Annotated in this window: 11 protein-coding genes; 5 read left to right on the top strand and 6 right to left on the bottom strand. The window is 65.0% G+C overall.

The window, feature by feature from the left end:
• Window positions 1–15: 15 nt before the first annotated feature.
• Window positions 16–660: a DnaA ATPase domain-containing protein gene (locus tag sphsw_RS01140; protein WP_031439007.1), complete on the bottom strand. Its 645-nt coding sequence runs from the start codon at window positions 658–660 to the stop codon at window positions 16–18.
• A gap of 11 nt (window positions 661–671) precedes the next feature.
• The gene (locus sphsw_RS01135) at window positions 672–1916 is read right to left on the bottom strand and encodes a heavy-metal-associated domain-containing protein (protein ID WP_031439006.1); all 1245 of its coding nucleotides are present in this window, start codon (window positions 1914–1916) and stop codon (window positions 672–674) included.
• 64 nt (window positions 1917–1980) lie between these two features.
• On the opposite strand from sphsw_RS01135, the gene purM reads away from it, so the two are divergent.
• The 3 genes from purM to sphsw_RS01120 all read left to right on the top strand — a co-directional run bounded on the left by purM (window position 1981) and on the right by sphsw_RS01120 (window position 4277).
• Entirely contained in the window at window positions 1981–3084 is a 1104-nt protein-coding gene (gene purM / locus sphsw_RS01130) for a phosphoribosylformylglycinamidine cyclo-ligase (RefSeq protein WP_031439005.1), read from the top strand.
• Window positions 3077–3649 (top strand): phosphoribosylglycinamide formyltransferase, encoded by a 573-nt coding sequence (purN, locus tag sphsw_RS01125; RefSeq protein WP_031393388.1) that lies wholly within the window; start codon window positions 3077–3079, stop codon window positions 3647–3649. The genes purM and purN overlap by 8 nt, the downstream gene beginning before the upstream one ends.
• 115 nt (window positions 3650–3764) lie before the next feature.
• Window positions 3765–4277: a hypothetical protein gene (locus sphsw_RS01120; protein WP_235188239.1), complete on the top strand. Its 513-nt coding sequence runs from the start codon at window positions 3765–3767 to the stop codon at window positions 4275–4277.
• A gap of 24 nt (window positions 4278–4301) precedes the next feature.
• Here sphsw_RS01120 and sphsw_RS01115 read toward each other — a convergent pair whose 3' ends face one another.
• The 4 genes from sphsw_RS01115 to sphsw_RS01100 form a co-directional block, all read right to left on the bottom strand.
• A complete protein-coding gene (locus sphsw_RS01115) occupies window positions 4302–4820 on the bottom strand; it encodes a GNAT family N-acetyltransferase (RefSeq protein WP_031439004.1) in 519 nt (172 codons plus the stop codon).
• Complete coding sequence (gene ndk / locus sphsw_RS01110; RefSeq protein WP_031439003.1) at window positions 4820–5242, bottom strand: nucleoside-diphosphate kinase; 423 nt, start codon at window positions 5240–5242, stop codon at window positions 4820–4822. The genes sphsw_RS01115 and ndk overlap by 1 nt, the downstream gene beginning before the upstream one ends.
• 89 nt (window positions 5243–5331) lie before the next feature.
• Window positions 5332–5769, bottom strand: coding sequence for a DNA polymerase III subunit chi (locus sphsw_RS01105; RefSeq protein WP_031439002.1), 438 nt, complete (start codon window positions 5767–5769; stop codon window positions 5332–5334).
• Between the two features lie 82 nt (window positions 5770–5851).
• On the bottom strand, window positions 5852–7330 hold the full coding sequence (locus sphsw_RS01100; protein WP_031439001.1) for a leucyl aminopeptidase: 1479 nt from the start codon (window positions 7328–7330) through the stop codon (window positions 5852–5854).
• A gap of 221 nt (window positions 7331–7551) precedes the next feature.
• Between sphsw_RS01100 and sphsw_RS01095 the strand changes: the two genes are divergently transcribed.
• A complete protein-coding gene (locus sphsw_RS01095; RefSeq protein WP_031439000.1) occupies window positions 7552–9795 on the top strand; it encodes an LPS-assembly protein LptD in 2244 nt (747 codons plus the stop codon).
• A 138-nt stretch (window positions 9796–9933) separates the two neighbouring features.
• On the top strand, window positions 9934–11277 hold the full coding sequence (locus sphsw_RS01090) for a peptidylprolyl isomerase (protein ID WP_373929164.1): 1344 nt from the start codon (window positions 9934–9936) through the stop codon (window positions 11275–11277).
• The last annotated feature ends 5 nt before the right edge of the window (window positions 11278–11282 follow it).

The following is an 11282-nucleotide window of genomic DNA, read 5'->3' as shown; positions in this document are numbered from 1 at the left end:
CGGTCCTCTAGGGGCTTAAGGTGACGTGAAAAGCGGCAGATCAAGGGCAAGTTGCGGCCGTAGGATCAGGCCAGCCTCGGTCAGGGTGGTTCGTGCAAGATTAATGGACAAGCGCTTGCGGCGTTCCATCGTTTCCTGATCCAGCGCATCGACGGTTCGCGTGACGGTAATATGACTACGCTCGATTCGCGACGCGAGCCAGTCGATGAGATCGGGCCGTGCATCGACGTTGCGGCGCTCGAACAGATGCGCAAGCAACAGGCGCATGAGCTCGTCGTCGGGTGCACCGATCGCCGCGATCGGGCTCGCAGCAAGGCGCGATCGCAGGTCAGGAAGCTTGACCTTCCATTCGGGCGGTGCCGCGTCAGCGACAATGAGCAACGGTTTTTGCTCTTCCTGGGCCTGGTTCCAGGCGTGGAATAGCTGTGCCTCGGGTACGCGTTCTGCGTCGTCGATGATCGTCCCGCCACTCTTGGCCGCGAAGATCCGTGCGAGCAGGCTGCGGCCAGACTTTCGCGGACCGGTCAGGATGGCGGTCATCACCGGCCAGGTCGCCCAATGCTCCAGCGTCTGCGCCGCACGGACATTTGAAGGAGTTACGAGGAAGGCGTCGTCACGGGGATCCGCCGGCCAACCGAGCGGCAGCGCAATTTGAGTCATTCGATCCGCGCTCACCCTGTCGTCGCATTGTCCGCAGGCAAGTCCGGCGGAAGAAGTTGTGCGGTGCGGCGGATCCGAATGGTCTGGCCCGAACCGAACACCTGATAGCCGCGCGCTTCGAGCGCCGCCTTGAGCGCTGCCGGATCGCCATCATAGGCAACACGCATCAGTGACACGCCGCCGAGTGCGAGGCTGGTCGTCGCGGCCGACCGGACGCCGGGAATCGCCCGCAGCGCCGCCTCCGTCGAGGTAACGGCCGCCGCTGCGGGCGTATCGAACTGAACGGTGATCGAGAGGCCGGTGCCCCCCGTCAGGACGGCCGTATTGGCGTCGGCCGTTTCATCGCCCGGGACGGTCTCAGTCGCAATGGGATCGGGCGCAGGCGGCGGCGAAAGGCTGTAGTCGACCCGCAGCGTGCCGTTCCGCCGCGCCTGCTGGTACAGGTCATCGATCCGCTTGACGCCGGTGTCCATGAGCTGCGGCAGCCCGTCCGGGGTCCCGACCCGCAGCGTGAAACGGCCGATCAGCGCGTTGTCGGGGCCATGACGTGCTTCGAACACCCCGATCACCGGGCCACCCGGCGATTGGCGATATAGCGTGACGACCGGAACGAGAATGTCGCTGGCGCCATATTGATCGATGATCGTCCGCCACCAGCCGCGGCCGGGCCGCTGCGTCTGGCCGACGTTCAACAGTAGCGGGTCGGGGCCCGACCCCGACGGGCGGACATAGTCGATGCTGCTGTTACCCGTCCGATAGCGTGCCCAGGCCTGCTGCCATTCCGTCCGCTGCTCGAAGACCTGCCCGACACCGCCCGACCATTGGACCGGTATGACGAGCATCGGTTGCGACCGATCCGAATAAGTCGAGATACCCAGGAGCGATCCCGCCCGAGTCCGATCGAACAGAACGCCGAGCTTGGCGACGTAACGCTGCGGCCCGATCTGTTCGTTCTCGACGACGATACCCGAAACCAGCGAATCGAGCGTGCCGTCGGACACCAGCGCGCCGCCCCCGCCCAGCCGATTCGACAACTGCACCCAGGCCTTGCGCTGCGCCAGTCGCCAGCCGCCATAGCGGGCAGCGTCGGCGGACGGGCCCGCGACGTCGACGATGACGCCGCTGACCTCGTACGCACTCCCGCTATCGACGGGCGCTGCGCCGCGGCTGCCGCCCTCGATCTGTGCGAGCACGGCCCCGCCGCCAAGCAGGAGCGCGGCGCCGGCAAGCGCGATGGGAAGGGCACGGATACGCATCACGCGGGCCTTTTGGCGAAGCAGACGTGGAAATCCAAGCGCGATGTGGCTAGCAGCACCGATCATGACCGATACGCCAGACACCGCCACGCCCTATACCTATGCTCAAGCGGGGGTTTCGATCGCCGCCGGCAACGCGCTGGTGCGCGCGATTGCACCGCTTGCCCGCTCGACGCGACGACCCGGCGCCGATGCCGATCTCGGCGGCTTTGGTGGCCTGTTCGACCTGAAGGCGGCGGGCTTCGTCGACCCTTTGCTGGTCGCGGCGAACGATGGCGTGGGCACCAAGCTGAAGCTCGCGATCGAATGGAACCGACATGACGGCGTTGGCATCGATCTCGTTGCGATGTGCGTGAACGACCTAATCGTTCAGGGCGCAGAGCCGCTGTTTTTCCTCGATTATTATGCAAGCGGCAAGCTCGACGCCGCGGTGGCGGAGCGCGTAGTCGCGTCGATCGCAGAGGGTTGCAAGACGGCCGGTTGTGCGCTGATCGGCGGCGAAACCGCGGAGATGCCGGGCATGTACGCGGACGGCGACTATGATCTCGCCGGCTTCTGCGTCGGCGCGGTCGAGCGGACCAACATGCTGACCGGCCGCGATATCGCGGCGGGCGATGTGATGCTCGGACTGGCGTCGTCGGGCGTGCATTCGAACGGCTTCTCGCTGGTCCGCCGTCTCGCCAGCGACCGCGGGTGGAAACTCGACCGGCCGGCGCTGTTCGATCAGGACAAGCTGCTGATCGACCATCTGATGGCGCCGACTCGGATCTACGTCGCCGGCCTCCTGCCACTTCTGCGTGAGCGCCGCATCAAGGGCCTCGCGCATATCACGGGCGGTGGCTTGCTCGAAAACATTCCACGGGTTCTGCCGCAAGGCGTTCATGCGATCGTCGATGCAGATGCCTGGGAGCAGTCCCGGCTCATGGCCTTCCTTCAGGCGCAGGGTGCTATCGAACCCGAGGAGATGGCACGGACCTTCAATTGCGGCGTCGGCATGGTCGCTATCGTCGACGCTAACGATGTGACGATGATCACCGCTGCTCTGGAAGCCGCGGGCGAGACGGTATTCCCGATCGGGCGGATCGAGGCGGGGACACATGGCTGCACCGTGCGCGGTTCGGCGGGCACATGGAGCGCGCGCGCCGACTGGACCGCGACTCATGGCTGACAGAACGCGCGTCGGCGTGCTCCTGTCGGGGCGCGGATCGAACATGATCGCGCTGGTTGAGGCGTCGCGCGCTGCGAACTGCCCTTATGAGGTGGTGCTCGTCGCGTCCGACAAGCCGGAGGCGGCCGGCATCGCATGGGCAAAGGCCGAGGGGATAGCGACATTTGCGCTGTCTCCCCGCGGGTTGGGTAAACCGGCCTTTGAGGCGGCGATCGATCGGGCGCTCCGGGACGCCGCGGTCGATATCATCGCGCTGGCCGGCTATATGCGGCTGCTCTCCGACGGATTCGTCGCCGCATGGCGCGATCGGATCGTCAATATCCATCCCTCGTTGCTCCCCAAATATAAGGGGCTCGATACGCATGCGAGGGCGATCGCGGCGGGCGATGCCACAGGAGGATGCTCGGTCCATCTGGTTACCGAGGAACTCGATGGCGGCGTCGTGCTGGGCCAGGCCGAAGTCCCGATTCTGCCAGCCGACGACGCGGACGCGCTGGCGAATCGCGTGCTGGCCGCGGAACATGCGCTATACCCCAGAACGCTCGCCGAGTTCGTGACACGATGAACGCCCTGTCGAAAGCAGACGTCTGATGAGCCGCGAAACACCGACCGAACGGCGTGAAGCCGCCGAAACGCGTCGCCGCTGGGTGACGCTGGCAGAGGTCCTCGCGGTCGCTGGCGTGCTCATCGCGGCACTCACGCTCTGGAGCAACTGGTCCGAACGCAACGCGGACAAGGCCGAGAAGGCGAGCGCACTTGCCAGCGAACAGCGCGAAAGCCGGCGTTTCGAAATCCGAGCCGTCGCGGCGGAGAATGGCGATTCGCTGATGTTGCTGCGCGACGAGAGGCACGACATCCAGACGGCGACGATCGCGTTCCCCTCGGCGCTGAGCGTCGAGCGCAAGGATGCCCTGACGGATCAGATCCAACGCGACTGGTTCGAAAAGGCCTTGCTGAAAGCCACCGACGGCGGCGCGGACGATCAGGCCGGGCGGCTGCCGGTCCTCATTGCCGTCACCTATACCGACGGCGATGTCTCGGGTTCGGCAAGCGGCATCTACGACGTGATCTGGCGCACGAAAGCCGGTGTGTTTCCGTTCGGCCGATCGCTGAAACTGGAGGGCTTGAAGCTCAGGCAACGTGGCGGCGATCAGGCTAGGCTAGACGCGTTATGGACACGCCAACAACGCTAGCGAGGCACCTTACCCCTGCGACCGTCAGATTTCACGGGCGTAGACCGGATCGGTATACGGCGTCGTCCCGATCCTGAAGGGCCGGGTGCCGATCACGGAGAATTGCTGGCGTTCGTAAAAGGCGCGGGCGCGGGCGTTCAAGCCCCACACACCCAACAACACACGGGCGTAATCGCGCTCGGCCGCGTCAGCGAGCGCCCGGTCCATCAACGCGGCACCGAGACCTGATCCGTGCGCCTGCTTCATGAGGTAGATACGGCGCAGTTCGATGTCGCGAGGACCGGTCTCTATCGGAAAGGCAGGCTTCGTGAGCACGGAATAGCCGATCGGCGCATGGCCAGGCTCATATTCCGCAAGCGTCACGATCGTTGCAGGGTCGTCGAGCCACGCCGCGAAAGTCGCGACACTGTTGTTCCGCGTACAATGATCGACGATGTCGACGCCCGCAAATGCTGTTGCGTAGGCGTCGAGAAACGAGGCGGCTCCGACGAGCGAGAGGGCGGGCGCATCGTTCACCGTCGCGCGTCGCAGCCGCCAGAGCATCAGCCGACGATTTCTTCGGGCTTGAAGAAATAGGCGATCTCGATCTCGGCATTCTCGTCCGAATCCGAACCGTGAACGCTATTGGCTTCGATCGACTCGGCAAGCTCCTTGCGGATCGTGCCGGGCTCGGCGTTCGCCGGGTTGGTCGCGCCCATGATGTCGCGGTTGCGCTGCATCGCGTTGTCGCCTTCGAGAACCTGGACGACGACGGGGCCCGAGATCATGAACGAGACGAGCTCACCGAAGAAGGGGCGCTCCTTGTGCACCGCGTAGAAGCCTTCGGCCTGCTCGCGGGTCATCTGGATGCGCTTCGACGCGACGACGCGCAGGCCGGCTTCCTCGAGCATCTTGGTGACCGCACCGGTCAGGTTGCGGCGGGTGGCATCGGGCTTGATGATCGAAAAGGTACGGTTCGCGGCCATGATGGTCACGGGCTCCTGTGTTGACGGAAATAGGATGCGCGGCGCTTAGGCGCGGATCGGCCCCAAGGCAACGCCTATGCCGTCCAATTTCAGGCAGCCTGCTCCCAGCGGCCGGCATCGTTCTGTCTCCAGTACCGACGCTCGACACCATCTCGATCGCCCAGCGTCTTCCATGCCAGCCGCGCCTCGCGAATCGCCTCTTCGTCAAACACATGGAATACCCGCTCGAAATCGAGCGCCGCGTCCCGCCAGCGACCATCGACGATCGCGACGTTGCGCGCGGCGTTGGCCGTCGTCACGTCGCTGGCAATCAGAACGGGCTGTGCCGCGTCGTTACCTGCGCCGATATGTGCATGCGGCAGGAAGCTCTCCGGCGCATAGGACCAGAGGAGCCGATCGAGCGCGACACGCTGCGCCTCGGGTTCGGCGACAATAAGCAGGCGGCCGCCAGTTTGCACTACGCGCTCGGCGATTCGCGGAAGGACGCGGTCGAGCGGGGTGGTCAGGTGGTAGAAATCGACCTGCATTATGCTCATCCCCCGAGTTCAGACTGCCGGCCAAGTGCCCCCGTCATCCCGACCGCTGCCGGGATGACGGGATAGGTGCCGTTCAGCCTTCGAAATTGTCGGCAACGAAACGGTCGAGCAGGCGCACGCCATAACCGGTCGCGCCCTTATCGTGGTGGGTTCCCGGCTTGTCCGACCAGACCATGCCAGCGATGTCGAGATGCGCCCATTTCACGCCTTCGTCGACGAAGCGCTTGATGAACTGCGCCGCAGTGATCGACCCTGCGCCGCGCGGGCCGACATTCTTCATGTCCGCGATCGGGGAGTCGATCAGCTTGTCGTAGGCCGGCGACAGCGGGAAGCGCCACAATGTGTCGCCACTGGCCGTCCCAGCCGCAAGCAACTGGTCCGCCAGCGCGTCGTCATTGGCGAAGATGCCGCCATTCTCGGTGCCAAGCGCGACAATCATCGCACCCGTCAGCGTCGCGAGATCGACGATCGTCGCAGGCTGATGCGTCTTCTGGACCCAGGTCACGCAGTCGCAGAGCACCAGCCGTCCTTCGGCGTCGGTGTTCAGGACTTCGATCGTCTGGCCCGACATCGACGTGATGACGTCGCTAGGCCGCAACGCCGCGCCATCGGGCATGTTCTCGACCAGCCCCATCACGCCGACCACATTGGCCTTGGCCTTGCGCGCAGCGAGCGCCTTCATCGCGCCGGCAACGGCCCCTGCCCCGCCCATGTCCCACTTCATGTCTTCCATGCCAGCGCCAGGCTTGATGGATATACCACCCGAGTCGAACGTCACGCCCTTGCCGACAAGGGCAAGCGTCGGGACGTCGGCAGCGGCTCCGTTCCATTTCAGCGCCAGCAGGCGAGCCTCGCGGCGCGAGCCCTGGCTGACGCTCAGCAGCGAACCCATGCCGAGTTCCGCCATCTGCGCTTCGTCGAGGACGGTGATTTCGAGCCCCAGCCCTTCGATGTCCTTCGTCACCTTCTCGACGAAGCTCTCGGGGTAGACGATGTTTGGCGGCGATGTGACGAGCCACCGCGTCAGGTCCATGCCACCACTTACCGCGGCCTGCTCGGCCCATGCCGCGTCGGTGCCTTCGGGCGCACCGGCGATCGTGAATGTCGTCAAGCTGGGCTTCGACGTCTCGGCAAGCTTGGTGCGATACGTGTCGTAACGCCATGCGCGCTGCAGGGCCGCTGCGGCGAACCGGGCGGCAGCCGCAGCACTCGGGGGCGTCGAGGCGGCACCCAGGTCGATCGTTACAGCAATGGCGCCTGACGTCAGCAGGCGCGCGGTGACCGCACCGCCCGCTTTCCCCCAATCCGCATCGCTGCCTGCACCGACGCCAACGAACAGGAGGTGGCGTACCGTGTCCGCGACCGGAACGAAGACCTCGATGATCGCCCCCGCTTCGCCGGTGAAGCGGGCAGCGGCCGCGGCCTGCGTCGCTACCGCCTCGACGCTATCCCCGATCGCGGTCCATCGCGTCTTGGACAGTCCGTCCTTGGCAACGGGCACGGCGAGAATGGCCGCATCGGGCTTGGCGACGGGGGTGAAATCGATCTGCATGGGGACCTCGAAAAACATTGAATAGACTGGGCTAGATGCCCCTAAGCTGATGCTGCGGAGGCGGCAAAGCAAGGTCGCGGCCGATCAAGGCTGTGGATAGCCGTGATCCGACGCACGGCGATTGCAGCAACGCGCGGACGATGCGATAGGCGGCGCGGTATGGCGGCGACCGGCCGCAGTTCCAAAAGGGGTTGGTTCGGATCGTGTTGCGTATCGACCTTATGGCGGGTTGCGCCCTGTCGCTCGCCTTGCTCGCATCGGGACTGCTTCCAGCGTCCGCGCGCGCGCAGGATCTCCAGGCGCGTCCGGCAGCGCCGCCCCTTCCGGAACCGCCGACCTCATCGACCCCAACGGATCCGGATCAGGTGCAGTTCAGCGCCAGCGGTCTTGAATATGACACTGACGCCGACATCGTCACGGCAACTGGCGAGGTCCGCATGTTCCGCCAGGGCGATCGGCTGCGCGCCGACAAAGTGGTGTGGAACCGCAAGACGGGCAAGGTTCTTGCGACGGGCAATATCGCGGTCACCAACCCCCAGGGCGACATTGCCTATGGCGACTCGATCGAGCTGACCGACTCGCTGAAAGACGGCGTCGTCGACAATATGCTCGTCGTGCTCGAACAGGGCGGCAGGCTGGCCGCCAAGCAAGGGACGCGCGAGGCTGATGGCACGGTCGAACTGCGCAGTGCCGCATATACGCCCTGCGCCGTCGTCAACTCGGCCGGTTGCCCCAAGGAGCCAACGTGGAAGATAACCGCGGTCAGCGTCACCTATCGCCCCGACCGCAAGCGGATTTATTACGCCGGCGCGCGCCTGCACCTGTTCGGCCTTCCCAGCCTGCCGCTACCCAAATTCTCGAATCCCGTCGGCGGGGGCAGCGACAGCGGGCTGCTATCCCCCAATGGCGGATATAGCCGGGTCAACGGTTTCGAAGTCAGCATTCCCTATTATGTGAAGCTCGCGCCCAACCAGGGCCTGGTCATCACGCCGCATCTCTACACCAGCGTGCTGCCGATGCTCCAGGCCGATTATTCCGCGCTGAGCACCAGGGGCGCGTTCAGCCTGCGCGCCTATGCGACCGAAAGCCGCCGAAGCGACGATCTGACCACGGCAAATTCGGCGGACACCAGCATGGCGTTCCGCGGCTATCTCGACGGCATGGCGCGCTATCAGCTGACGCCCAACTGGAGTGTCAGCGGCTCGCTCCGCCTAACGACCGACCGGACGTTCCTGCGGCGCTACGACATCTCGCGCGACGACCGGTTGCGCAGCACGGCCAGCTTCGAGCGGATCGACGACAGCAGCTATTTCGCGCTGACCGGCTGGTACGTCCAGACGCTGCGCGTCAATGACAGCCAGGGTCAGCAGCCGATCGCGCTTCCCGAGATCGACTATCGCAAGCGCTTCGACGATGGACTGGTCGGGGGCCGCGTCCAGCTCCAGCTCAACACGCTGGCGCTGACACGCACCGACGGACAGGACACGCAGCGCGCGTTCGCCAGCGCGCAATGGGATCTTCGGCGCCTGACGAACTGGGGTCAGGAGGTCACCTTCACGGCATTCGCCCGCGCCGACGCCTATAACACGAACAACACCGACGCGACCTCGATCGTCAGTTATCGCGGACTCGAAGGATTTCACAAGCGGGCGATCGGCGCAGCGGCCGTGGACGTGAAATGGCCGTTCATCGGCACGTTCCTCGGCGGCACGCAGCGGTTCACGCCGCGTGTCCAGCTGGTCGCCGCGCCGAGCATCGCCAACACGCGCATCCCCAACGAGGATTCGCGCGCCGTCGACCTCGACGACACCAACCTGTTCGCACTCAACCGGTTCGCCGGGTATGACCGGTTCGAGGATTCCTCGCGCGCCACTTATGGCGGCGAGTGGGCGCTCGACCTTCCGGGGATCGCGTTCACGACGAATATCGGACAGAGCTATCGCTTGGGTACGCGGCCGACGATCCTGCCCGACGGTACCGGGCTCAGCGACCGGTTCTCCGATATTGTCGGCCGCAGCGAATTGCGATTTCGCGACTTTGTTTCGGTGGTGCACCGCTACCGGCTCGACAAGGACAGCCTGGCGATCCGCCGCAACGAGGTTGACGCCACGATCGGGTCGCGCGCGACTTACGTGCTCGTCGGCTATCTAAAGCTCAACCGCAACATCGACGCCGCGATCGAGGATTTGCGCGACCGAGAGGAAATCCGCGTCGCCGGCCGTGTCCAGTTTGCCCGGTTCTGGTCGGCCTTCGGATCGGGAGTCGTCGATTTGACGAACAAGTCGGAAGATCCGCTGTCGGTCAGCGACGGTTTCAGCCCGATCCGCCACCGTGTCGGCGTTCAGTATGAAGACGATTGCCTGCGGCTTGGCGCGACGTGGCGGCGGACGTACAACGATACCGGTGATGCGCGGAAGGGGAACAGTTTCCTGCTGACGCTGGCCTTCACCAATCTTGGCCGCTAAGCCCGCATTCAGCTAAGCCAGGGTAGGCCGCGCGGCACGTGCGATGATACGCGATGATGGGATACCGACACCTTGAAGCATGATGTTCGACTGACGGCGCGTGGTGGCCGCGTAATCGGCGCTGTGGTCCTTGCCGCACTGACCGCAAGCGCCATTGCCCAGACCGCGCCAACGCCTGCGCCCGCGCCCGCTGGAGGATCCGGGCAGACCGTGTCCGATCAGAGCGTGCCCGACAATACCGGGCTTAATCTGCCGACGAATCTTCAGATCTTCGGCAAGGTCGATCCGAACGTCCGCAAGCCGACGGCGATCGTCAACGACTCCGTGATCACCGGCACCGACGTCGATCAGCGCGTCGCCTTGATCGCGATGGCCAATGAGGGCGCCAAGCTCTCGCCCGAAGACCGCGACCGGTTGAAGCTCCAGGTCCTGCGGCAGCTGATCGACGAAACGCTGCAGATCCAGGAGGCAAAGACCGCCGACATCACGATCACGCCCGCCGAACTGACGCAGAGCTATGACGCGGTGTCGAAGCGGTTCAACCGTACCCCTGCCACCATGGCGGCCTATCTGCGGCAGACCGGCTCGTCGGATCGCTCGCTCAAGCGTCAGATCGAAGGCGAACTGGCCTGGCAGCGCTATCTGCGGCGCCGCGTCGAGCCCTTCGTCAACGTCGGCGACGAGGAGGTCAAAGGCATCATCGACCGTCTCGAGGCGGCCAAGGGTACGGACGAGTTCAACCTGAAGGAAATCTACCTCGCCGGGAATGCGACGAACGGGCAACAGGTCTATGCCAATGCCCGCCAGCTGATCCAGGAAATCCAGAAGGGCACGCAGCCGTTCGAGTCCTATGCGCGGCAATTCTCCGAGGCGTCGACCCGCGCGGTCGGCGGCGATCTCGGCTGGGTTCGTGCATCGACGCTGCCGCCGGAGCTCGCCCAGGCGACGCAGTCGATGCAGGTCGGCCAGGTGGCCGGTCCGATCGAGGTGTCGGGCGGCTATTCCATCCTGTACCTGACCGACAAGCGCCAGGTGCTGACCGCCGACCCACGCGACGCGCGGCTCAGCCTGAAGCAGCTGACGTTGCGCTTCCCGCCCAATACCTCGCAGGCGCAGGCCGCAGCGCGTGCCGAGGCGTTTGCAAGGGCTACGAAGGATCTGCGTGGGTGTGGCACCGTCGAAAAGGTCGCCGCGGGCATCGGAGCCGACGTTGTCGACAATGATACTGTCCGAATCCGCGATCTTCCGCCGCAGCTTCAGGAAGTGATGCTCAAGTTGCAAGTCGGCGAATCGAGCCCGCCGTTTGGGTCCGCCGAACAGGGCGTACGTGCCCTCGTCCTGTGCGGACGCGACGATCCGCAGTCAGGCAATCTGCCGAGTTCGGAGCAGATCCAGGGACAGCTCGAGCAGCAGCGCGTCAATTTGCGGGCCCAGCAGAAACTGCGCGATCTGCGTCGTGACGCCGTCGTCGAATATCGCTGATCCTG

The organism is Sphingomonas sp. FUKUSWIS1 (assembly GCF_000733135.1).
In the GTDB taxonomy this organism is placed as follows: domain Bacteria; phylum Pseudomonadota; class Alphaproteobacteria; order Sphingomonadales; family Sphingomonadaceae; genus Sphingomonas; species Sphingomonas aerolata.
The sequence above is the reverse complement of the archived record's forward strand: the minus strand, read 5'-3'. Positions and strand labels throughout refer to the sequence as shown.

What these genes read in the sequence shown, in the direction of transcription:
- sphsw_RS01140 (WP_031439007.1), bottom strand. Translation starts at nt 660, where the DNA reads ATGACTCAAATTGCGCTGCCGCTCGGTTGGCCGGCGGATCCCCGTGAC.
- sphsw_RS01135 (WP_031439006.1), bottom strand. Translation starts at nt 1,916, where the DNA reads ATGCGTATCCGTGCCCTTCCCATCGCGCTTGCCGGCGCCGCGCTCCTG.
- purM (WP_031439005.1), top strand. Translation starts at nt 1,981, where the DNA reads ATGACCGATACGCCAGACACCGCCACGCCCTATACCTATGCTCAAGCG.
- purN (WP_031393388.1), top strand. Translation starts at nt 3,077, where the DNA reads ATGGCTGACAGAACGCGCGTCGGCGTGCTCCTGTCGGGGCGCGGATCG.
- sphsw_RS01115 (WP_031439004.1), bottom strand. Translation starts at nt 4,820, where the DNA reads ATGCTCTGGCGGCTGCGACGCGCGACGGTGAACGATGCGCCCGCCCTC.
- ndk (WP_031439003.1), bottom strand. Translation starts at nt 5,242, where the DNA reads ATGGCCGCGAACCGTACCTTTTCGATCATCAAGCCCGATGCCACCCGC.
- sphsw_RS01105 (WP_031439002.1), bottom strand. Translation starts at nt 5,769, where the DNA reads ATGCAGGTCGATTTCTACCACCTGACCACCCCGCTCGACCGCGTCCTT.
- sphsw_RS01100 (WP_031439001.1), bottom strand. Translation starts at nt 7,330, where the DNA reads ATGCAGATCGATTTCACCCCCGTCGCCAAGCCCGATGCGGCCATTCTC.
- sphsw_RS01095 (WP_031439000.1), top strand. Translation starts at nt 7,552, where the DNA reads ATGGCGGGTTGCGCCCTGTCGCTCGCCTTGCTCGCATCGGGACTGCTT.